Annotated in this window: 25 protein-coding genes and 2 tRNA genes; 9 read left to right on the plus strand and 18 right to left on the minus strand. The window is 69.4% G+C overall.

All coding sequences use genetic code 11. From position 1 onward, the window contains the following. Positions 1–57 precede the first annotated feature (57 nt). Complete coding sequence (locus KCQ71_RS08585; RefSeq protein ID WP_223404857.1) at positions 58–1524, minus strand: GTPase; 1467 nt, start codon at positions 1522–1524, stop codon at positions 58–60. Further along, positions 1521–3149, minus strand: coding sequence for a GTPase domain-containing protein (locus KCQ71_RS08590; protein ID WP_223404859.1), 1629 nt, complete (start codon positions 3147–3149; stop codon positions 1521–1523). Before KCQ71_RS08590 ends, KCQ71_RS08585 begins: the two co-directional genes overlap by 4 nt. Before the next feature lie 190 nt (positions 3150–3339). Here KCQ71_RS08590 and KCQ71_RS08595 point away from each other — a divergent pair. Then, positions 3340–3415, plus strand: a tRNA-Arg gene (locus tag KCQ71_RS08595). Positions 3416–3520: 105 nt separating this feature from the next. On the opposite strand, the gene KCQ71_RS08600 is transcribed toward KCQ71_RS08595, so the two are convergent. Continuing rightward, positions 3521–4870 carry an MFS transporter gene (locus KCQ71_RS08600; protein WP_223404861.1) on the minus strand — a complete coding sequence of 450 codons (1350 nt, stop codon included), beginning with the start codon at positions 4868–4870 and terminating at the stop codon, positions 3521–3523. A 196-nt stretch (positions 4871–5066) separates the two neighbouring features. Between KCQ71_RS08600 and KCQ71_RS08605 the strand changes: the two genes are divergently transcribed. After that, positions 5067–5948: a helix-turn-helix domain-containing protein gene (locus KCQ71_RS08605; RefSeq protein WP_223404863.1), complete on the plus strand. Its 882-nt coding sequence runs from the start codon at positions 5067–5069 to the stop codon at positions 5946–5948. Positions 5949–6170: 222 nt separating this feature from the next. Here KCQ71_RS08605 and KCQ71_RS08610 read toward each other — a convergent pair whose 3' ends face one another. Both KCQ71_RS08610 and KCQ71_RS08615 read right to left on the minus strand, forming a co-directional pair. Beyond that, positions 6171–6731, minus strand: coding sequence for a hypothetical protein (locus KCQ71_RS08610; RefSeq protein ID WP_223404865.1), 561 nt, complete (start codon positions 6729–6731; stop codon positions 6171–6173). A 39-nt stretch (positions 6732–6770) separates the two neighbouring features. Next, on the minus strand, positions 6771–7121 hold the full coding sequence (locus KCQ71_RS08615) for an Ohr family peroxiredoxin (RefSeq protein ID WP_283248639.1): 351 nt from the start codon (positions 7119–7121) through the stop codon (positions 6771–6773). On the opposite strand from KCQ71_RS08615, the gene KCQ71_RS08620 reads away from it, so the two are divergent. Continuing rightward, a complete protein-coding gene (locus KCQ71_RS08620; RefSeq protein ID WP_308116621.1) occupies positions 7020–7712 on the plus strand; it encodes a TetR/AcrR family transcriptional regulator in 693 nt (230 codons plus the stop codon). The two genes, KCQ71_RS08615 and KCQ71_RS08620, sit on opposite strands and share 102 nt — an antisense overlap. Before the next feature lie 30 nt (positions 7713–7742). Here KCQ71_RS08620 and KCQ71_RS08625 read toward each other — a convergent pair whose 3' ends face one another. From KCQ71_RS08625 to KCQ71_RS08635, 3 genes are all read right to left on the minus strand, one after another. Further along, entirely contained in the window at positions 7743–8117 is a 375-nt protein-coding gene (locus tag KCQ71_RS08625) for a DUF1801 domain-containing protein (protein WP_223404867.1), read from the minus strand. Between the two features lie 29 nt (positions 8118–8146). Beyond that, on the minus strand, positions 8147–8530 hold the full coding sequence (locus KCQ71_RS08630; RefSeq protein WP_223404869.1) for an SHOCT domain-containing protein: 384 nt from the start codon (positions 8528–8530) through the stop codon (positions 8147–8149). Between the two features lie 163 nt (positions 8531–8693). After that, complete coding sequence (locus KCQ71_RS08635; RefSeq protein WP_223404871.1) at positions 8694–9779, minus strand: ATP-binding protein; 1086 nt, start codon at positions 9777–9779, stop codon at positions 8694–8696. Between the two features lie 127 nt (positions 9780–9906). Between KCQ71_RS08635 and KCQ71_RS08640 the strand changes: the two genes are divergently transcribed. Then, a complete protein-coding gene (locus KCQ71_RS08640) occupies positions 9907–10395 on the plus strand; it encodes a DUF5946 family protein (RefSeq protein WP_223404872.1) in 489 nt (162 codons plus the stop codon). A 32-nt stretch (positions 10396–10427) separates the two neighbouring features. Here the strand turns inward: KCQ71_RS08640 and KCQ71_RS08645 are convergent, their stop codons facing one another. The 5 genes from KCQ71_RS08645 to KCQ71_RS08665 all read right to left on the minus strand — a co-directional run bounded on the left by KCQ71_RS08645 (position 10428) and on the right by KCQ71_RS08665 (position 13989). Beyond that, the gene (locus tag KCQ71_RS08645) at positions 10428–11303 is read right to left on the minus strand and encodes a CPBP family intramembrane glutamic endopeptidase (protein ID WP_223404874.1); all 876 of its coding nucleotides are present in this window, start codon (positions 11301–11303) and stop codon (positions 10428–10430) included. Then, a complete protein-coding gene (locus tag KCQ71_RS08650) occupies positions 11300–12349 on the minus strand; it encodes a glycoside hydrolase family 113 protein (protein ID WP_223404876.1) in 1050 nt (349 codons plus the stop codon). The genes KCQ71_RS08645 and KCQ71_RS08650 overlap by 4 nt, the downstream gene beginning before the upstream one ends. Continuing rightward, positions 12342–12968: a TetR/AcrR family transcriptional regulator gene (locus KCQ71_RS08655; RefSeq protein ID WP_223404877.1), complete on the minus strand. Its 627-nt coding sequence runs from the start codon at positions 12966–12968 to the stop codon at positions 12342–12344. The genes KCQ71_RS08650 and KCQ71_RS08655 overlap by 8 nt, the downstream gene beginning before the upstream one ends. A gap of 35 nt (positions 12969–13003) precedes the next feature. Continuing rightward, positions 13004–13372, minus strand: a complete 369-nt coding sequence (locus KCQ71_RS08660) for a VOC family protein (protein ID WP_223404879.1) — start codon at positions 13370–13372, stop codon at positions 13004–13006. 68 nt (positions 13373–13440) lie between these two features. Next, positions 13441–13989, minus strand: a complete 549-nt coding sequence (locus KCQ71_RS08665; protein WP_223404881.1) for a DUF1697 domain-containing protein — start codon at positions 13987–13989, stop codon at positions 13441–13443. Between the two features lie 171 nt (positions 13990–14160). Between KCQ71_RS08665 and KCQ71_RS08670 the strand changes: the two genes are divergently transcribed. Beyond that, positions 14161–14373: a hypothetical protein gene (locus tag KCQ71_RS08670; RefSeq protein WP_223404883.1), complete on the plus strand. Its 213-nt coding sequence runs from the start codon at positions 14161–14163 to the stop codon at positions 14371–14373. 151 nt (positions 14374–14524) lie between these two features. Here the strand turns inward: KCQ71_RS08670 and KCQ71_RS08675 are convergent, their stop codons facing one another. Next, complete coding sequence (locus tag KCQ71_RS08675) at positions 14525–15100, minus strand: TIGR03086 family metal-binding protein (protein WP_223404885.1); 576 nt, start codon at positions 15098–15100, stop codon at positions 14525–14527. Between the two features lie 161 nt (positions 15101–15261). Here KCQ71_RS08675 and orn point away from each other — a divergent pair, with 161 nt between their 5' ends. Next, positions 15262–15915 carry an oligoribonuclease gene (orn, locus tag KCQ71_RS08680; protein WP_223404887.1) on the plus strand — a complete coding sequence of 218 codons (654 nt, stop codon included), beginning with the start codon at positions 15262–15264 and terminating at the stop codon, positions 15913–15915. Between the two features lie 91 nt (positions 15916–16006). After that, positions 16007–16082 (plus strand) — tRNA-His (locus tag KCQ71_RS08685). 121 nt (positions 16083–16203) lie between these two features. On the opposite strand, the gene KCQ71_RS27260 is transcribed toward KCQ71_RS08685, so the two are convergent. Then, positions 16204–16689 carry a DUF1269 domain-containing protein gene (locus KCQ71_RS27260; protein ID WP_223404889.1) on the minus strand — a complete coding sequence of 162 codons (486 nt, stop codon included), beginning with the start codon at positions 16687–16689 and terminating at the stop codon, positions 16204–16206. A gap of 109 nt (positions 16690–16798) precedes the next feature. On the opposite strand from KCQ71_RS27260, the gene KCQ71_RS08695 reads away from it, so the two are divergent. Continuing rightward, entirely contained in the window at positions 16799–17488 is a 690-nt protein-coding gene (locus KCQ71_RS08695; RefSeq protein ID WP_223404890.1) for a M23 family metallopeptidase, read from the plus strand. 15 nt (positions 17489–17503) lie between these two features. On the opposite strand, the gene KCQ71_RS08700 is transcribed toward KCQ71_RS08695, so the two are convergent. After that, complete coding sequence (locus tag KCQ71_RS08700) at positions 17504–18445, minus strand: ATP-grasp domain-containing protein (protein WP_223404892.1); 942 nt, start codon at positions 18443–18445, stop codon at positions 17504–17506. Between the two features lie 71 nt (positions 18446–18516). Here KCQ71_RS08700 and pip point away from each other — a divergent pair, with 71 nt between their 5' ends. Then, a complete protein-coding gene (pip, locus tag KCQ71_RS08705; RefSeq protein ID WP_223404894.1) occupies positions 18517–19503 on the plus strand; it encodes a prolyl aminopeptidase in 987 nt (328 codons plus the stop codon). A gap of 37 nt (positions 19504–19540) precedes the next feature. Here the strand turns inward: pip and KCQ71_RS08710 are convergent, their stop codons facing one another. Both KCQ71_RS08710 and KCQ71_RS08715 read right to left on the minus strand, forming a co-directional pair. After that, positions 19541–19972 carry an HNH endonuclease gene (locus KCQ71_RS08710; protein WP_223405010.1) on the minus strand — a complete coding sequence of 144 codons (432 nt, stop codon included), beginning with the start codon at positions 19970–19972 and terminating at the stop codon, positions 19541–19543. An 86-nt stretch (positions 19973–20058) separates the two neighbouring features. Next, the gene (locus tag KCQ71_RS08715) at positions 20059–21237 is read right to left on the minus strand and encodes a glycoside hydrolase family 76 protein (RefSeq protein ID WP_223404896.1); all 1179 of its coding nucleotides are present in this window, start codon (positions 21235–21237) and stop codon (positions 20059–20061) included. Between the last annotated feature and the right edge of the window lie 289 nt (positions 21238–21526).

Raw genomic sequence — 21526 nt, forward strand, 5'->3', positions numbered from 1 at the left:
GTTCGGCTGGGATGCGGGCTGGGGACGCCGTGGCATCGGCTGCGAGGCTGTGGACGTTCAGGCGCCGCGAATACCTCTGCGCACGGCGGCGTGATCGGCGAGCGCACCGGCCGTCGGCTCGCTCAGGTCACGTCGGACCACACCGGCGATCGCACTCGTGGTCCGGGCGAGGTAGTCCTCGGACCGGGCGACCGCCGTCGCCTGTCGTTGTCGCTTCGCGGCGCCGAGCAGCAGGATCCCACCGATGAGCACGACCACGCCGCCTGCGGCGAGGGCCGCGGCGGGCACCGGGGTGTGCAGCACCAGGATCACGAGGGCACCGATCACGAGCGCGGCACCGAGGATGGTGGCGAGCACGCCCAGGATCCTTCGCCGTGCCGCCGCGCCGTCCTGCGCGGAGGGCAGTTCCTCGGCCGAGAGCACCTTCCACACGTGCGCGTCGAACTCCGCGCCGCCGGGGACCGTGGCGGTCACGGACTCCAGCCACAGCGGCGGCAGTCCCTTGGTCGCCTCAGCGATCCAGCGGTCCCGGATCGCCTCGATCCGACTGCGGGCCGGCTGCTGGACCGGGCTGAGCGCGACCCGGCGCGGGCTCGACACCGCCGACCGGATGGACTCGGTCACCGACGGCACCCCGGCCGCGACCGCGATGCGCTCGGCCGTGGCCTCCTCGTACGGAGGCTGCGGTTCGCCGTCGCCGAGGTGCGGTCGCAGCCGCTCGGCGATGGCGTCGATCTCGGAGCGCGCGGTCCGGGCGCTGATGGACTCCCCCGCGATGACCTCGCCCAGTTCGCCGTGCAGCGCCTCCACGCCGTCACCGGTGCGTGCGGAGACCATCCGGATCCGCACGTCGCCGAGGCCGTCCTCGTCGATCAGGCGTCGGACGTCATCGCGGACCCGGTCGCGGGAGCGCTCCGGGATCGTGTCGATCTGGTTGATCACCACGATCATCGCCTCGTGCCTGGCCGCGAGCGCACGCAGGTACTTCTCATGGAGCGCGTTGTCCGCGTACTTCTGTGGGTCCACGACCCAGACGAGCAGGTCGATCAGCGGCAGGAGCCGGTTGACCTGGAGGGCGTGGTCCTCCTCGACCGAGTCGTGGTCCGGGAGGTCGAGCAGGACCAGCCCGTTCAGTTCCTCCTCGCCGGTGCCGGCGTCCAATTCGGACACACGCTGGATCCGCCGCTTCGGATCCACCTGCAGGAAGTCCAGCAGGGCGGTGGCGTCGCTCCCCCACACGCACGCGGCAGCCCGCGCGGTGGTGGGTCGGAGCACGCCGACGTCGGCGAACTCGAGGCGGGTGAGCGCGTTGAACAGGCTGGACTTTCCGGAACCGGTGCCTCCCACGAGCGCGACCACCGTGTAGTCCACGCCCAGTTCGACGCGCTGGGTGACCGCCGCGAGGTCAGCCCGGGCCTGGCCGAGCACGTCGGCATCGATCCGGTCACCGGCGAGTTCCAGCGCCGCCTCGATCTCGGCGATCCGCCGGCTCAGTTCGGCGCCGGTCTCCGCGGCATTGCTCACAGGTACCCCTTCAGCTCGCTCGCACGCACACGCAACCGGTGCGCTGCGCCGTCGTCCAGGCCGATGCCGTCGAGCGCGGTCAGGAACGGCTCGGCCTCGGCATTGACCGCGACCTCCGCCCAGTCCGCCAGGTCCCGGCGCAGGCGCGTGACGGCGCTGACGCCGCGATCACCGAAGATCCGCCGCACCGCCCGCTCGGCGCCGTCCAGGCCGGCCGCGGCCACCTCCACAAGGGCGGACAGTGCGTCGGGCTCCAGCCCGGCGTCGTCGCCGACCGGCTTGAGCGCCGCGCAGACGTCCGCGACGACGGCGTCCCACTCCCGCACGAGCACCTCGAGGCGGTTCGTGCGAGCCGCGACCGAGGCATCGGTGGAGACCAGCTCGGCGACCTGCCGGCCTGCCGGCGTGCGCTCGGCCGCCGTGCGCACCAGTCGCTCGCCGCGTTCGGCGGCCTCCTTGATCAGCGTGCGGGTCGCCCCGATCGCCACTTCCCTCAGGTTCCGCACCGACTCGTTGCGCGCGTTGGCGGCCCTGCGGAAGCGCCAGCTCTCGAACACGTTCGCGGGCGGCGCGACGAGCGGGGCGAGGATGCCACCGCTGCTGGCGCCGGCCAGCCACGTGGTGGTCGGGGCACCTGTTGCCGCCGCACCGGAGGCGACATCCGCCTTGGCCTGGGCGGCCGCGCTCGACGGCGCAGCGGCCAGTTGGTTGCGCAGCGCCAGCGCGGTCCGGCGCTGGGTGTCCAAAGCCGCGGCGACGTCCTGGACGTCCTGGCGTAGCGCGGGCCACGCGCCGCGCACGGTGCGGGCGATGATGCTCCGGGACTGGCTCTGGGAGCCGAGCACGGTGAGCCACTTGGCGAACTCGGCGACCCGCTCCGGGGGCAGGACCCCCTCGTGCGGGCCGACGTCGGGGATCACGAAGAACGGGACCGCGCCGAAACCCTGCGCGTCAAGGCGGTCGAACAGGTCCCGGCGGACCTTGCCGAGGCCGGCCCGCTCCACCCGGTTGAGCACGACGGCGAGGGAGACGCCGCGCTCGGAGGCGGTGTGCAGTCGCGCCCACGGCACGGCGTCGCCGTACCGTGACCCGGTGGTCACGAACACCCACAGATCGGCGAGCTCCACGAGTTCGTCGGCGAGGCCACGGTTGCCGGAATGCACGGAGTCGAGGTCCGGGGCGTCCAGCAGGGCGAGCCCACGGGGCACCTCCTCGTGGGCACTCACCCGGGCGACGGCGGTGACCGGGTGCTCCTCGAGCAGTTCCGCATCCTTGGGGTGCACCACGAGGACGGGCTCGCGGGTGGTGGGCCGCAGTACGCCGGCCTCGCTCACGTCCGAGCCGACCACCGAGTTGACGATGGTGGACTTGCCCGCGCCGGTACTTCCACCGACCACGACGATCACCGGGGCGGCGACCTGTTTCAGGCGCGGCAGCAGGTGATTGCGGACCTGCGTGGAGAGCCTGTCGCGGCGGCCACGCGCGTTCTCGGCATCCGCGGTGTCCAGGGGCAGCGACGCCGCGTCGAGGTTGGCGAGCAGGTCCTCGATGACCTCAACCATCGGCAGCCGCTCCGGGCGCGCGGTCGCGTCCGGGTCTGCGGTGGTGGTGGGGGTGTCGGTCACGGCCCTAGCCTGCCCGTTCCGGGTGCCCTGGGCCAAACGCGGCCCCACGCAACCAGGCAGGGTCGCGACGGATCGGTGCCCGTCCCGGCGGCGGCAGTGCAGGAGGTCGGGACACGGTGGCCATTCTATGCGTGGCGGCGGCGACCGACCCCGACGGCGGAGCGCCCGCACCCGGATATCCTGAGCGGGCGCCCTCGTAGCTCAATGGATAGAGCAACGGCCTTCTAATCCGTAGGTTGCAGGTTCGAGTCCTGCCGGGGGCACCACGCGTTCGAGTGTCTGTCCACGCGGCACGAGGATCACGTGTGCCACGCAGTCGGGGCAATCCGATGGGACATCGGCACGGACCGCGTATGGGGCGCGGCCACCGTTCACGTGGCCGGTGTCGGCGCCTTGGTCAGAGGCAGAAGGACCGCCACAAGAAGTCCGGCGGCCAGGGCAAGAGCCGCGTTGACGGCGATCGCGGCCTGTAGCCCAGGCAGGAGGGTTGCCGCAGCCCGTGCTGTGACGATCGCCGACATGATCGGTGTGCCGAGAACGATGCCGACCTGTTGGCTCATCGTGACGAGTCCCGTTGCGAGGCCCTGCTGGTGGTCGGGGACGCCGCTCGTGGAGGTCACGACGTAGCCGACGATCGCGACGAGGTTCGCCACGCCGCCGATGAACGTGACGACGAGCAAGGGGAGGACCCAGCCGCGGCTGTCGGAGACGAAGACCAGTGGCACGGTCGCTGCGGCCTGGACCAGGAAGCCAACGACGATTGCGGCCTTGGCGCTCGTTCGAGTGATGACATTGGGAGCGATGAGCCCGCCGACGACGGTTCCGATGCCCAGGAGACCGAGGATGAGGCCGGCGGCCACCGCGGTGAACCCGAGAGTCTCCTGCAGGTACAGGGTCAGTAGGAACACCAAGGATGTCTCTGTCGCGAAGGCGAGCAGACCCGCGATGTTGCCCCAGGCGATCGTGCGACGTCTGAGTAGCGCGGGGGCCAGAAGCGGTTGGGCGACGCTGGACTCTATGGCCCAGAACAGCACGAACAGCACGAACGCAGCAAGGATCGGCCCCCATGCGCCGGGGTGGAGCCAGCCTGCGTTTGCGGCGGTGTCGATGCCGAACACGAGAGCGACGAGGGCCGAGGTGATCGTGATCGCGCCGGGGATGTCCAGTCGGGGACGCGCTTCGCCACGAGTCTCGCGCAGCACGAACGGCGCGATGAGGGTCACGGCGATCGAAACGACGACGTTGATGAAGAACGCCCACCGCCAGGACACGGTGCCCGTGAGGACGCCACCAAGGACGGCGCCCGCCGTGAAGCCGGCAGCCATGAGCGCGCCGTTGAGCCCCAGCACCCGGGAGCGGGCGGGCCCTTCGCGAGCCATGGTGGTCATCAGCGACAGCGCCGCTGGCGTGACCATCGCGGTGGCGATACCTTGCCCGACCCGAGCGACGATCAGTTGGGGCGGGTCTTGGGCGAGTCCGCCGGCGAGGGAGGAGACACCGAGCAGCACGATCCCGATCAGGAACAGCCTCCTGCGGCCGAACAGGTCAGCGACCCGGCCGAAGAGCAGGGTGAATCCAGCCGCGCACAGCGCGAACGAGGTGACGATCCACTGCAACGAGTCGGTGGCGAGTCCGAGGTCACGCCCGATGTGCGGCAACGCGACGTTCAGGATCGAGAAGTCCACCGCGAGGGTGAAGTTCGCCGTCAGCAGCACGGCCATCGCGATCTTCTGGAGCGGGGTGAACCGATCCGTGCGGGTTGCGGATGAAGCAGTTGGTGATTCGTCGAGTTGAGCCATGTCGTCCAGACTGCGGATCGGCGACGTCGGCAGCCAGAACCCCGGTTTGCTTGGCCACCGCTTGCCTAGCACTGGCGGGGTCAGGCTCGGCCAGGAGTACTGAGCCACACTGGTGTCCATGGAGCGACCTGCGACTGACACGACGCGAGCCACCGGTTCGGGCAGTCCCGTGACCGAGCTCGGCGAGTTCCTGCGCTCCCGCCGCGACCGGCTCACTCCCGGCGATGTCGGCGTCAGCAGCTACGGACGTCGCCGCGTGCCCGGTCTCCGACGCGAAGAGCTGGCCCTGATCGCGGGAGTGTCGATCACGTACCTGACCCGGCTGGAACAGGGACAGTCGCAGAACGCCTCCGCAGAGGTCATCGGTGCACTCGCCCGCGCGCTGCAACTCGACGCGGACGAGCGCGCGCATCTGTTCGCCCTCGCGCACTCGGCCCCGGCGAAGCGGCCCTACCGATCGGAGTCGGAGAACGCAAAACCGGGAGCCGAGCGGTTGCTCCATGCCATGGGCGAGGTGCCAGCGGTGCTCCTGGGCCGGTTCAATGACATCCTCGCCTGGAATCGCACGGGACACCTGCTGCTCGCCGGCCACCTCGACCCCGAAGATCCGGCCCACCCGGGAAGGCGTCCGAACCAGATCAGGTTGCTGTTCCTCGACGAGCGCGTGCGCGACCTCTACATCGACTGGGAGGACGAGGCCGCGCTGGCGGTGGCATCTTTGCGATTCGTCGCCGCACAGTTCGCTGAGGATCGCCGCGTCGTCGAACTGGTCGGCGACCTGAGCGTGAACAGCGCGGAATTCGCCCGGCTATGGGCCGGTCATGACGTGCGGTTGTGCACCAGTGGGACGAAGCGGCTCCACCACCCCGAGCTCGGCGATCTCACGCTGGGTTACGAGCTCCTGCACCTACCCGAAGGAAACGGCCAGCGCATTCTCACCCACACCGCCGAGCCTGGCAGCGCGTCCTCCGCCGCGCTGCGACTGCTCACCGGCTCCTGAGATCCGACGACTCAATCCCCCATTGACGGATGCTCACTCTGCCTGCCTGCCTGCCTGCCTGCCTGCCTGCCTGCCTCGCCGGCGGCGTGGGCCTGACGCTCGAACGCGACGATCGCGACGCGCGGGCCCCCGGTGCGCGTAGTCGGCGACGTTCTCGCCGACCCGCCCCGGCGCCAACCACGATGAGGTCGGAGTCCGGCGTCGGGCGCGTCCGTTCGCCGGTCATGAGCCCGCGCCGTACGGCGCAGACGGATGGCGGAGACGAGGAAGAAGACCCCTCCGAGGGTCGCGTATCCGGCGATCGAGCCCAGACTCGTCGCGTTCCCCAACCCCTGGGTGATGAACCCGAACCCGACGAGGAACGAGAGTCCACCGCTGATGATCAGCGGGCCACTGTCCGCCCAGCCGGCGGCGGCTGACGCCGGTCAGCAGTTGCGTGGCGCCGGACACGACGGCCCAGACACCCCACACGGTCAGGACCGCGGCGACGGAGTTGAAGGCCGCCCAGCCCAGCGCGAGCGCCGCGAGGACGCTCAGCACGATATTGGCCCGCTCGCTCAGCCTGGATCGCGAGGACGATCCTGACGCTCGGGTCTCGACGTACACCGAGGCCGCGTCCACCATCGGGTACAGCACCAGCAGCACGGTCAGGAGGGCGTCGGACCCGGGCGAGACGAGTGCCACCAGCAGCGCCCACACGACGGCGAAGCCGAAGCGGCCGAGGTAGAGGCGGCGCAGGGTGCCGGCGAGGGTCGATGCAGACGGGAGTTCGGTCGTGATCATGGGTCTGTCCGTTTCAGGATTCGTGGATGGTTTGCGCGGTCAGGCCACGGTGGTGGCGAGGACGACGGGGATGTTGCCGCGGGTGGCGACCGAGTAGGGGCAGACCGCGTGGGCAGCCTCCGTGATCGCCTCGGCGACGCCTTGCTGGATGCCGCCGCCGAGCTCGACGTTCAGCACCGCACTGAGCCCGAAGCCGCCCACCCGCGTCGGCGTGACGCTCACCTCGGCGACCACCGCGGAGTCGACGAGCGGCACCTTGCGCTGGGCTGCCACGAGCTTGAGCGCGGAGTGGAAGCACGACGACCACCCGGCGGCGAAGAGCTGCTCGGGGTTCGTGGCGCCTCCCGGGCCTCCCATGGATCGTGGGATCGCCATGGTGACGTCGAGCAGGCGGTCGTCCGTGACCGTGCGGCCGCCGGAGCGACCGTCACCGGTCGAGGTGGCCACGGCGGCGAGCTGTTCTATGCGAACGGCATCCGTGCCACGAGTGCGGACCGCATCATCGAGCAGGTCGGGATCACGAAGGTCACCTTCTACCGGCACCTCCGGACCAAGGACGATCTGGTGGTGGCGTATCTCGAACGGACCGCGGGGTGGGAGCGGAGTGCAGTCTCACTCGCCCTCGAGGGGCGCGGCGCAGTTGACGCGCTTCGCGCGATCGCCATGAGCATCGGGGCTGACAGTTGCCGACCCGGGTTCCGCGGGTGCGCGTTCATCAACGCGGCGGCCGAGTTTCCCGATGCCGAACACTCCGTCCGCATCGTCGTCGACGCACACCGCCGGTGGACCCTGGACGTCTTCACCGGACTCGCCGTCGACGCCGGCGTGGCCGACCCGGGTGCGGTCGCCGGGCAACTGATGATGTTGCGCGACGGCGCGATGGTGAGTGGCTATCTCAGCGACCCCGAGTCGATCGCGGAGGCCCTCGGTGCCGCCTACCTCGCGGTCGTCGAGGCCGGGCGCCACCCACAAGGCGCCTGACTCACCCGCCGATCGCAGCGGTCGATCGCGTCAAGGCCGAGGTGTTCGGCGCGCGGCCTCGGCGAGCAGTTCCCGGATTCCGGGTCTGTCGGCATCTGCGGCGGTGACGAACCGGATGTGCCGGGCCCGCTTCCCGGTGCCCTCCAGGAGGCGGCCCTGGTCATGCCCAGCGAGTTCGGCGCCTCTCGCCAACATCAGGTTGACGTGGGCGGTGTGCGGTGCGATTCCGGCGACCAGGAACTTGTAGGTGCCGGGCTTGAATGTGTATCCGATCAACCCGGACGCCGGGTCCGGCTCCTCGAGCACCCCCGGGATTGCCGCCGCCACCACGTCCCGGAGCCGTTCGACGATCTCACGGACGGGCGCGTCGAGGTCGTCGATGACGTCCTCGACGCGACTGCCCATGACCGCAGCCTACGATCGTCGGTTCTCCATCACGCGGCGAGCGCCTTGGCCTTGATGCCGTTGAACTCCTCCGAGGTGATCGTGCCCGCGTCGAGGAGTTGCTTGGCCTTGGCGATCTCATCGGCCGGACTGGCACCCGCCACGGAACGGATGTAGTCGTCAGCCGCGCGCTGGGACTGCTGGATCTGCTTGGCGTTACGGTCCGCCATGCCGTCGCCGCGAGCGATCAGGTAGATGAGCGCGGTGAGCAGCGGCACGAAGACGAGGAAGATCAGCCAGATCGCCTTCTTCCAGCCCGCCAGGGCCTTGTCCCGGAACAGGTCCGAGATGATCGTGATCAGCGTGACCAACGCGGCGATGAACACGAACGCCCAGAAGAAGACGACGATGATGTTCCAGATCGTTTCGAACACTGTGGGACTCCTCAGTTCGGTGAAGCACGGAACCAACTGACGACGAGTGCGCCCTGGGGCGCACGGCTGCGCGAAATGCCGCACCGTTGGCCGATCGTGGCATCGTGTATCGGGTGGCGGACCCACCCGTTTCGGGTGAACCGGTTGCCGGGAACCCGCGTGCCTACGCCGGGCGGAGCGGGACCTTCACGTCCGAGCCGCCCTCCTCGGTGAGCCGCTCCCCCATCTGCACGAGGGTGGGCTCGCCGATGAAGCCACCCGCGAAGAGTGCCTGCCCCTGCGTGAATGAGGCTGCACGGGCCAGGAGTTCCTCGGGTACGAACCCGAAGACGTCGGCCAACTCGGCAAGGTCACGCGGTGCGTTCATCCGCATGAGGCCGAGGTTGTCGCACTGTGAGAGGACGTTCGGGTGGATCTTGGTGGGGCGCTGGGTCGAGACGAACAACCAGAGTCCGAACTTCCGGCCCTCCGCGGCGATCTGGATGATGCGGTTCGTCAATGCGCGTTCTACGGCTGACACCGGGTCCGGCGGGCAGAGGTTGTGCGCCTCGTCGATCACGATCAGGATCGGGCGCCGGGACTCCCGGGTGTTCCACAGGTGCTCGATCATGGCCAGGGCCGCGACCTTCGGTTCGGCCGGGTGCGCGAAGCCGCCCAGGTCGAGCACGGTGACCGCGGGGCGTTCGTCGATGATCTGGGTCGCCGACCTCGCGCCGCGTGACCACAACTCCCACTCGAGCACCTCGAGGTTCTCGATACGCCGGGCCAGCCGCTGCCGACCGGGATCATCCGAGTCGCGCAGCGACCCCAGGAAGGTCTCGTTCGTGAATGTCCGGTGGTCCGCGTCGACGTGCAGCAGGACGTTGTACTCCTCGGCGTCCGCGACCGGGTCGAGCTGGAGCACGGCCGCCTTCGACGCCGCCGACAGGTCGGTGAACGTCACGTGCAGCCGCTCACCCTCGGGTCGCGTGGAGTGCAGGATCCGGACGTCGGAACCTTCGATCGCCGCAACGGCGTCCGGGTCCCGGCCCGGCCGTGTCTGGTGTAGCCGGGTGAAGTCTGCGTTCGGGTCGAAGATGAGGAGCGGCAGCTCGGTGTTGAGCAGGAGCTGCTCGAGCACCACTCCGAGCGCGTACGTCTTTCCCGACCCGCTCTGGCCGCACCAGAACGTGTGTCGGTTGAACCGGGCCGCCGCCAGACGCGCTTCGTCCTCGGGTCGTTCCAGGCCCGTACCGATCGTCAGGTCCACGACTGAAGCCTTCCACAATCCCCTCGGCCCGGACAGGGTGTTCGCCGTGGTCCGAGGAGAATCATCCGGGATGGATGAGTCCCCGCGATCACCCGACCCCGTTCGGCGGGCTGGGATACTCGGGCCCATGAGCGAGCACCTCGACGAGGGCACCGCGCCGTGCTCCGAGTGCGGCGCCGTCCTACCCGCCGGTGGTGACTGCTGGGACCGGGTGCACGAACTCCTCGAGATCGAGGCCCGGCTGCTGCCGGGCATCGACGACGTCGAGACGGGCATGCGCGCACACTACTTCGCGATCGCGACCTATCAGTTGCAGCACCCTTCACGCCTCACCACCGCAGCCGTGGCGCAACTGCGCGACGGCGTACGGCGGATGCTCGCCAGCGACCCCCCTCCGATCGACCACCTTCGCAGGCAGGTGCGCGGGTTCGCCGAGGGGCCACGCCGTGTCACCCGCCGCGCCTCGGCTGGCGACCGCGCGCATGTGCCGCACTGGCCCACGCGCTGGACCATGACGGCGACGGACGTGATCGGCCGGCCGGACGCCGAGTACGCCGACACCGTCGGAGATTGGGCGCGGCGCACGCTCGATGATCTCGACGGGCTCGGCCCGTAGGACGAGCGGCGAGCACGCGACCGATCTGAGAGTCAGCGACCAGTCACCGTGATCGAGGAGCGGCGGCCCGGGGCACGCCGGAACAGCGCCTGCCGCGTGGGCGCCAGGACCGCCACCACCGTGATCCCGACGGCGAAGGGCACGACGCCGAGCGCGAGCATCGCCATCCCGGTGCTGCCGCCGAACTCGAGCACGTCATGCGCGAGCAGCAGTTGGGAGACCGTCTGGAACGCCGCGTGGAAGCCGATGCACGTCCACACCGATCCTGTGATCATCCGCAGGTAGCCGAGCCCGATCCCCATCGCGACGAACATCGACAGGTCGGCCACACCCGTGAATCCGCGCAGTGCAAGCGCGAACCCCGCGAACAGTACGGCTTGGCCCATGATGATCCACCAGCCCCGCAGCCGCTCCCCGAGGACCCCGGTCACGTAGCCACGGAACACGACCTCCTCCGGAATCGCCTCGCTGACCAGGACCGCCGCGAGGACGAGCACCACGGCAGTGACGACCTCAGTCGTCGACCCATGCAGCGACAGCGTGGTCCCGGTCAGCGCCATGACCGCGAGAACCACCGCCGCCGGCACCAGCCAGGCCAGGAAGCCCGTCGTGAAGGCTCGCCAGCCATCCCGCGGGCCGTCGATCCCGAAAGCGGCGAGCTCACGCCGGTCCACGCGCCGCGCGAGGACCGCGACGATCGTGAGGACGGCCACGGAGAGGATCGCACCGCCGACCACCCGCACGGCGAGGGAACGGGCCTCGGTCGGTGCGCCGTCGCCCGCGACGGCGACCAACACCAGGAGGCCACCGGCCAAGGCCCCGACGGCGATCGCAAGCCGCGCGAGCAGACTCACCACCCCGGGTCGCCGCGTCTCGACGATCGTCCTGGTCCTGCCGTCCGCACTCATGGTGAACTCCGCTCGTCGGTGTGTATGGGCGCCGGGCTTCCGCTACCCCCGTAGCGGCGCGCGATGGTGCCGAACGCCAGCTTCGGCAGCCACGAGTCCCCGATCGGGGCGACGACGCCGTAGCTGGCGGCGTCGAGGTCATGACCGGGTTCCTCGGACCGGGTCAGGGCGGGCTCGCTGAAGCCCCACACGAACGTGCCGTCCACACCCACGTCCGCGAAGATGTCGAACAGCTCATCGAGATAGTCCGCCTGGACGCGCTCGTCGCGTTCGAGCGACGTCGGGACCCGCATCCCGCCGTCGGGGTCGGCACTGAGCACGTTGGCCGCCTCGGAGGCGTTCTCCGCAGCACCGACGTAGGCGCAGGTGCCGAACTCGAACACGAGGACCGGACGTCCGGCCCGGTGGTGACGCTCGACGGCATGGCGCACATCGCCGGAGAACCGCCAGGCGTTCGCCGCGCCCCGGTACGCGTCGAGCCCGACGGCGTCGAACAACGACCAGTCCGGCCGTTCCCACTCTCCCGCGCCGTAGCTGATCGGCCCGGCGAACCGGTCCCGGGCCACGGTCACGAGCCGCGCGAGGAATCGGCGCAGCCGCCAGTTGATCAGCGGCAGGGCCATCGATACATACGGCAGCGCCAGCCCTCGTCTGATGAAGGTCCCACCCAGCACGAAGCCGTTGGCGGACAGGCTGAGTTCGCAACCGAGGTTGAGGCTCACCTTTCCCTGGCTGACCCGCAGCGCCTCGGCTCGCTCAGCCACGAGCTCGAGGTTCTCGGCAATCCGATCCGGGTCGACGTCGAACACGCGCGGCTGGATCCAGACGGCGAGGCCCTCCTCTCGGGCGACGGTGGCGGTCTCCAGGAGCCGGCCGGTGTCCGTCGCCATCACGAGCACGGTGTCGCAGCCGAGTCCGTCCCGGATGGCCCGCATATCGCGGCGGACCCGCTCGGGGGCCCAGTGCGGGTTGGACTCGAAGTCACGTTCGTAGAGGACACCGGCGTCGTAACCGATACCCTGCACGCCGAACGCACGCTCACCCATCCGGCCGATATCCCAGCGCCGCGAGCAGCATCGGGATCAGCTGGTCGCCATAGGCATCCAGGTCAACGCGCGCGTCGATCTGCGATCTGGTGAGGGCGCCGTCGAGGGCGTGGATCACGGTGGTCCTGGCGACGGTGAGGTCCACCTGGCGGAACTGGCCGGCGGCGATGCCGTCCGCGACCATCCCCTCGAGCAGCGCGTTCTCCTCGTCGCTCTCCGCCAGATAGAGCGGCATTCCGTCGACATCGCGATGCGAGACCGCGATCTCGACCGCCGCGATCATCTCCTCCCGATGGTCCCTGACGAACGTCAGGTAGCCGCGCGCGAACGCCGCGAGGCGGGCCGCGGGATCGTCGGCGGCTGCGACGGCTGCGCGCGTGACCTTCTCGACACCGGTGAATACCTCATCGATGACGTACAGGAGCAATTGCTCCTTGCCCTCGAAGTGGTAGCTGATGATGCTCTTCGCGATCCCGGCCCGGGCCGCGATCTGCGCGAGCGACGCCCGGTGGTAGCCGACGTCGTTCACGGTCGCGATGGCCGCGTCCATGATCTGCGCTCGGCGGGCGGCCTCGGTGAACGTCCCGGACCGACCGGTTGAACCGCTTTCTGACCGCATGATCCGAAATTAGGCCAATCGGTCAAAAAGGTCAATCACCCCCAGTTGGCGGCGTTCGTGAGGCAGAACGGGTGGCCGGCGGGGTCCAGCACCACGCGCCAGGTCTCACCGGGCTGGTCCGCGGGGACGGTCGCACCCAGTTCCACGCAGCGCGCCTCGGTGGCGGCGATGTCCTCGCAGGCGAGGTCGAAGTGGAACTGCTTGCTTCCGTTCGGGTTCGGCCACGCGGGCGGCACGTAGTTCTCGACACGGCCGATCCCGATGGCAGCACCGGGACCGGCCAGCATGGCGTACTCATCCTGGACGACCAGGGTCTCCGTCTCGAGCAGGGCGGACCAGAAGGTCGCAAGCGGGCGCACGTCGGCGCAGTCCAGGGTGATCATCTTCAGCGTTGGTGCGGGCATGACAGCCACCCTGCCGAACCGGAGGCGGCGTCGATAGAACAAATCCGACACGCGGCTCCCCGCTCGGGTCAGATCAGCTTCCGCAGCGTCCGGAGGTTGCGGGTGGTGAGCACCGACCTGTACCGCGCCCGGGACGTCAGCTTCGCGAACGTGGTGTCCGTGCTGGACCCCTTCGGCGCCTCCCAGTAGATGACCCCCTCCCCTGGGCGCACCTTCTCGACGTCGGGGTCGATCTCGGCGGCCAGCGCACCCACGTCCGCGAGCGCGCCGTCGTCGGCGCAGAACATCACGTACGGGTGGTGGGTGGCCTCGTCGGTGTCGAACGGAAAGTCCGCCACGATGGCGGCGATCCGCTCGAGCGGCAGCACCTGCACCCAGGCCTCGTAGCCGAACGCCTCCCGCAGCACCGCCTCGATCTGCGGCCGCAACCGTCGAGGAGGGAGCTCGGAGGTGACCAGGACGTTGCCACTGGCGAGCACCGTGCGCACATCGGTGAGACCGGCAGCCTCCAGGACCCTTCGCAGATCGGCCATCTTGACGTTGATCCCACCGACGTTGACCCCGCGCAGCAGGACGGCGTACCGCGCGGCCGGCGCTTCCGATGACTTCGATGACATGTCGTCGACCCTACGACCCGTCCACCGTCACCGGGAAGCAATCACTCGCGCCGGCCCTGCGCCGAGATCGTTCAGAAATAAAGGAGTGACCGCCACGACGGTCCGATGGTTACCTATCGGGGTCGCCCCATCGGGCGGCACCCACCACCACCACATCGAGAGGTTTCACCCATGCACCCGTTGACGATCCATGACGTCCAACACCTCGAGCAGGCACAGCTGCGCACCGAGGTCGAACAGCGCCGCAAACTCAGGCAGCAACTGTTCGATCGCATCACGCGAAGCAACCAGATCACCGCTCGGGGCGGCCGGAGAATCGGCCGTCCTTCTTCTTTGTCCGGCTCGAACGAGCCCGCGAACCGCGACTACGTCAAGGCCAGCTGAACGCCGGCCCGTGTGGGCGCGTGGTGGTGGTCGCCTCGCCCGAAACCAGACCGGACGGATCGAGTCCGGACCGGCCAGAGAACCCAGTGGCACTTCGGTGCCGCTGGGTTCTCTGCTTTCCCGGGCCGTGCGGTCGCCGGGCCCGGGCCGCTCAGACGGCCCGGCGATCCGGTGCCCGCCAGGACGGGTCCCTGCCGATGAACCCGAGCATCCGGTCCTGCACGTCGGCGTCTTCGGGCACAGGCACCCGCGGACCGAACTGGCCACTCGAACGCATGATCTCCTCCATCGGCTCGCCGGCCGCCAACCCCGCGGCGCATCGTTCGGGATCCAACCGGTCGTCCTGACCGGTCGCCCGCGCGAGATCCCAGGTATGCATGAACACGTCCGGTGTGTAGAGCCGGTCGACCACATCCGCAGCCGCCATCTCGCCGAAGTTCGGATTGCTCACCGTCATCCGGCAGCGCGCCGGATCGTCGAGCAGCGCCTGGACGCCGTCCGAATGCGCACGCCATGCGGCGACGGGATCGTCGGCCACCGGCGGCACGTCCGCGACCTGGAAGCCCAGCACCTGCGGCAACCACTCGATCAGGTGGGCCACCACATCCCGGGCGGCCCACTCCGGCACCGGCGACGGATCGCCCCAGCGGTCCGGCTCGGCGCCCTCCACCCGCGCGGTGAACGTCGCGGCGACCTCTCGGTACTCGACTGCGGGATCCCTGCTCATCTCGTTGCCCTACCTCTCATCGGTACGTCGATCGTCGTCGTAATCAACCGAATGGTTGACTACAATTCAAGACCGCAAGACGTGTCGTTGTCAACCCTTGAATTGACTACACCTGGGGCGACGACGGCCGTCATGTCGCGGGCTCGGACTACGCTGACCCGGTGAGCAATTCCGCCAAGACCGCCGGCTCCGATGCGATCGTCTGGATCGACTGCGAGATGACCGGCCTCGACCTGTCCAGGGACGCGCTCGTCGAGATCGCCGTCATCGTCACCGACTCCGAGCTGCATGCCCTCGACCCGGGCCTCGACCTCGTGATCAAGCCACCGGCCGAGTCGCTGGTGGACATGAACGAGGTGGTCGTCGAGATGCACACCTCCTCCGGCCTGCTGGACGAGCTCGACTCGGGCATCACGCTCGCCGAGGCCGAGGAGCAGGTCCTGGCCTACATCCGCCGGTTCGTGCCGGACTCGGCCAAGGCTCCTCTCGCGGGCAACTCCGTGGGCACCGACCGCGGCTTCCTCGAGCGGGACATGCCGACACTCACCGAGTTCCTGCACTACCGGATCATCGACGTCTCCTCGATCAAGGAGCTGGCCCGCCGCTGGTACCCGCGGGCCTACTTCAACGCGCCCAAGAAGGCCGGCGGCCACCGCGCGCTCGCGGACATCGCCGAGAGCATCGACGAGCTGCGGTACTACCGTGCCGTGTTGTTCCCCGACGGCTCCGGGCCGGACTCGGCCACCAGCAGGAAGGTCGCCGCGATGATCGCGTCGGCACCCACGGTCGCGGCGGCGCCGACCTCCGCGACCTGACCTCCGCCGTCGGGCATTCGGCGGTGGCGCGACCACCCTCCGAACTTCGCTATGATTGGCAATCGCGACCGCGCCTGCGCGGAGCGTCATGGTGGGTATAGCTCAGTCGGTAGAGCGCCTGGTTGTGGTCCAGGAGGCCGCGGGTTCAAGCCCCGTTACTCACCCCAAGCACGAACGAGGCCCGGACCCGGGCCGGACGAACACTCCGGCCAGGGTTCGGGTCTCGCTCCAGTTCGGCCAGGGGCGCCGCAGGCGAGCAGGGTGACCCCTCCACGGCAGCTCCGGCGTTCAGCCCTCGAACGCCTGCCGGACCTCGTCGGCCTCGCCGGCGACCAGGTTGGTCGCGACGAGCGTGCCCTCGTGGCCGCGGAACCGTTCGGCCACCAGGTCGAGGTCGCTCTCACTGGTGACGACGAACAGCGCGGAATTACCCGGGCCCACCTGCTTGCCGATGGCGTCGAGCTGTTCACGGGTGATGCCGACGTCCTGCATGTGCTTGTTCAGCAGTGAGATCGCGGCGCCCGCGGCCGCCCCGATGAGGGGCAGGAAGAAGAGCGCCCCGAACAGCACGCCCCAGAACGCACCCCAGCCGGCAGCGCGCCAGTTGTCGCGGTTCTCGTACTTGACCTCGGGACGATCGGCATCGGCGGGCCAGGTGAGGACGGCGTAGTCCTCGACCTTGATCAGCCCGGCGCTGCGGACCTGATTGAGTGTGTCCGCCGCCCGATCGGCACCGTCGACGGTCTCGAATTTCCATGTGGTGAACGTGGTCACGCGTATGTTTCCTCTCGAGTGGCACTGAGGTGACCAGTATCACGTTCCCGGTTCGCGGCCGCTAGATCGTCACTCACGACCACCCGAAACGGATGAGAGGTTCCCGCCCGTGAGATCGGATGCCAACGCGCCGGCCGTGAGCCTCGCCCTGCCCTTCGCCGGCCGGTGGCGAGTGGAGAACAGTCCGGCCCGCCGGGTGCCGAGCCACGGTACGAACCTGTTCGCGACCACGTACGCGATCGACTTCGTCGGGGTCGACGAGCGTGGCCGGACCGCGCCGAGCAGGAGTTGGCGCACGCTCGTTTCCACCGAGCCGGCGGAACTGTTCTACGCGTTCGGACGCCCGATCCTGGCGCCGGTCGGCGGCCGGGTGGCGAGTGTGCACGACGGCGAGGTCGACCACGGCGCCAGGCGCTCGGTGGCCCTGGTGCCGTACTTGCTCGGCCAGGCGGGCCGCGCCCGGCAGGGCGCGAACGCCCTCGCCGGCAATCACATACTGATCGAGACGTCCGACGGCGGAGCGTACGTCGGTCTGATGCACCTGCGGTCGGGCTCCGTCCGGGTGGCCGTCGGCCAACTGGTGACCGTGGGTGAGCAGGTGGCCGAGTGCGGCAATTCGGGCAATTCCACCCAGCCGCACGTCCACGTGCAGGCGATGGACGCCGTCGACCCCTTGTCCGCACGCGGCCTGCCCATCGCTTTCACCCGCTTCGAGGAGAAGCCCGCGCGTGGCGGAACGTTCGTGACCCGCGAGCACGCGGTACCCGGCGAGCGCTCGATCGTGGCGAGCCTGTCCTGACCCACCGGACGGACGCTAGGCCAGGTCGATATTGTTGCTGTCCGGCCCCATCCGGAGTTCCGCGACGAGGGAGTCGGCGAACCGGTCGAGCGCGCCACGTCCGAGCGAGGCGAACAGCGACGGCTCGATGAGTTCGAGCTCCATCACCACGGACTTCCCGTTGGTGGGCACCAGGTCCACCCGCGCGTAGGCGAGCGGCCGGCTGGAGATGGACCGGCCAGGGATCCTGGCCCGGGCGAACGCGAGGGCCTGCTGTCCCGCCGCGATCTCCTCGGGGGTCGCATGGTAGGCCTCCATGACCTCCTCGCGGGGACGTTCGGCCTCCACCTCCTCGGTGGTCAACATCGCGGCCTTGCGGGTCGCGTGCGAATACGTGCCGTGGAAGAACACGAGCGCGATCTCGCCGTGTGAGTCCACCTCGGGCAGGTACCGCTGGACCATCACCGAACGGCCCTCGCCGAGGAGCCGCTTGGCGTGCTCGATGGCAAACCGGCGGGAGTCCGCGTCGGTGGCGGTGTACCGGCCGGCGTCCAGGGAACCCGAGCTGATCGCCGGCTTGATGACGAAGTCCTCGCGGGCCGGGAACCTGTTGTGCAGGGCACGCTTGTCGTAGCCGCGCTCCGGCTCCAGCCACGTCGTCTGCACGACGGGCAGACCGTGGTCCTCGAGTGCCTGCAGATAGTGCTTGTCCGAGTTCCAGCGCACCACGTTCGGCGGGTTGACCAGGCGCGGCACGGACCCGGCCCAGGCCACGAACTCCTCACGGCGGGACGCGTAGTCCCACGCGGACCGGATCACGGTCAGGTCGTAGCGCGACCAGTCCACCGCCGGGTCGTCCCAGATCACAGCCTCGGCCGTCACGCCGCGCTCGGCCAGTGCGGGGATGAGTGGGGCGTCCTCGTCGTCGAGGTCGGGCAGTTCGGAGCAGGTGACGAGCGCGAGGCGTGGAGTGGGCACACCTGAACCGTACTAAGAAGTTCACGTCGGCGTGGCTCCGCCCAGCGCGCAGGCGCCCGTACGGTGGTGCCATGGCCATCTCGTCGGACGACTCTCCCCTCTACCCACCGATCGACCCGTACGAGAGCGGCATGCTCGCCGTCGGCGACGGGCACGAGATCTACTGGGAGGTCTCCGGCAATCCCGACGGGCAGCCGGTGGTGTTCCTGCACGGCGGTCCGGGCGGCGCCACCATCCCCGACCAGCGCCGGTTCTTCGACCCGGCCACCTACCGGATCGTCCTGTTCGACCAGCGCGGCTGTGGCCGCTCCACGCCCCACGCAGCCACCCCGGGTGCGGACATGAGCGCGAACACCACCTGGCACCTGGTCGCGGACATCGAGGCGCTGCGCGCGCACCTGGACGTCGAGTCCTGGCACGTGTTCGGCGGGTCCTGGGGCTCGGCCCTCGCCCTCGCCTACGCACAGCAGCACGCCGAGCGGGTCCGCTCGCTCGTGCTGCGTGGCATCTTCACGCTGCGCGAGGCCGAGCTGGCCTGGTTCTACGAGGGCGGCGCGAGCGCACTGTTCCCGGACTGGTTCGAGCGGTACGTCGCACCGGTGCCGACGCAGGAACGGGGCGACTGCATGGGCGCGTTCCACCGGCTGCTGCACGACCCGGACCCGAAGGTGCACGGCCCGGCCGCCGTCGCCTGGTCCACCTGGGAGGCCGCGACCACGTCCCTGCTCGTCGACGACGACTCGATCACGAAGTTCTCCCAGCCGGAGTTCGCGCTCGCGTTCGCGCGGATCGAGAACCACTACTTCGTGAACAAGGGCTGGTTCAGCGAGGGCCAGCTGATCGAGGGCGCCACCGCGCTGGCGAACATCCCCGGCGTGATCGTCCAGGGCCGCTACGACGCGTGCACCCCGGCCACGACCGCCTGGGACCTGCACCGGGCCTGGCCGCAGGCCGAGTTCGTCATGGTGCCGGACGCCGGCCACGCCTCCACCGAGCCCGGCATCGCCCGCGCCCTGGTCGCCGCCACGGACAAGATGGCGCACCTGCCGCTGAGGTGAGTGCCCGACGGCGGTGGCCGGCCCGGTCGGGGCGCGCTCAGATCCAGTCGGGCTCGTAGGGCAGGAACTGCAGTCGCATGTCGCAGTCGCGCAGCGACTTGTCCGCCTTGGCCTGGTTGCACGGGCGGCAGGCCGCGACCAGGTTCAGCCAGGAGGACCGGCCGCCGCGGGCGCGCGGCACCACGTGGTCGACCGTGGTGGCCGAGCGGCCGCAGTAGGCGCACGTGTACCGGTCACGGCGCAGCACACCCGCCTTGGAGAACACCGGGCGTCGGCCCTCCAGCTGGTGGACGATCGAGACGGCGCGGGTCAGGCGCAGGACGCGGGGCACCACGTACGGGCCGAAGGTGGAGCCGTCCTCGACCTCCACGATCTCCACGACGTTGCGGCGCAGCAGCGCGATCGCCTTGCGCAGGGGCACGATGTGCAGGACCTGGTCATCGGGCGGGTTCAGCACCGCGATCGCCATAGTCACCACTCTCCTCGTCTGGTCCCCGGGACGTTCCTACGCCACACCGGGGACCAGATCAAGGACTTTCTGCCAGGACGCCGCTCTCAGTACAGGATCTCCAGTTGCCCGCGGGGCCAGGCGAGCGTGGCGTAGATCTGCACCATGGCCGCCTGATCGAGCAGTGCCGTGGTCGTGCCATCGACCGGGAACAGGCCGGTCTCGGGGTCGCGGACCTGCTCCCACTGGTGGTCCGCGTACTCCTCCATCGCGTCGCGGTAGCGGTGGCCGCCGGTGGTGGACTCCAGCAGCAGCAGGTTCTTGAAGTAGATGGAGTTGAAGAAGATCTCGTGCTCGTTCAGTCGGTCCTCCTCCACGAAGTACGTGTACGAGGCAACCGCGATCGACTCGGCCCTGGCCAGGTACTGCTCGTCTCCGGTGGCCTCGTACAGCAACGCGTAGGTGCCGATCGGCACGCCTTGGTTGTAGGAGAAGTGCCGCTCGTCGATGGCGCCGTCGAGTTTGATGTTGTCCCAGTACAGGCCGTTCGGGGCGAGCAGGTGCTCGTCGGTCCACTCGACGAACCGCAGCGCCCAGTCCAGATAGTGCTGCTCTCCGGTGATCATGTACAGGCGCACCCCGAGCTGCGCGCCGGGCATGGTGGAGACCGTGTTGCGGTCGGTGCTCCAGGGCGCCTGCGTCCAGAAGACCCCACCCGGTGCGGCATGCGAGGGGTCTGTGTCCCAACCGGAGATCACCAGATCGAAGATCTCCACCGCCCGATCGAATGCCGCCTGGTCTCCGGTGGCCAGGTACTCCTGCACCTTCGCCAGGGCGACCCACTCGTTGTCGTCGTAGAACATGTCGCCACCGTCGCCGTAGGGCGCGCGAGGGTAGGAGTCGTAACCCGGCAGGCCGGTGGTGCCGCCGTCGGCGTTCCAGTACCGCTCCTGGCCGACGGCTCGATCGGCGAGGTCGTCGGCGAAACCGTTGCCTAGCCGACCGGGGATGCCGGTGAGATCCAGGGTGGCGATGTGCGCCTGGGAGAACGGCCACTCGAAGGAGTAGGCCCGGTCCTCACCCCCGAGCGGGTACCGCTCGAGATAGAGGTTCGAGCCGTCATCGGCGTACAGGTACTCCTGCATCGCCTCGTAGCTGGCGACTGCTCGCTCCACCTGGACCCGGTGGGGTTGGCGCGCCGGCTCCGCACCGGCCGGTGCGGACAGCGCCAGGCTGCCGACCAGCACTGCGGCGGCGGTACCTCCGATGGTTCTCTTCAGCGTCATTGCTCCTACTCTCCCGTCGGCGTCAGCACCGACCTCGTCATCGTTGACCTTCAGGCGGGACCGATCGTCGCACAATATGCTGAATATGGCCATGACTCCAGGGGGCCACGTGTGACCGACATTCGGCACCCTTCTGGGTATATCAAGACTCCGGATCGGGCGAGGGCCGCAGGACGACGCCCGTGACCGGATGCGTCCGCGGTGCGTTCGAGCAAGGCTGCAGCGACGGCCGGACGGGGACATCCACGGCGACAGGAACGGGGCCGGATCTCGTAAGATCCGGCCCCGT

The organism is Occultella gossypii, from assembly GCF_019947135.1.
In the GTDB taxonomy this organism is placed as follows: domain Bacteria; phylum Actinomycetota; class Actinomycetes; order Actinomycetales; family Beutenbergiaceae; genus Occultella; species Occultella gossypii.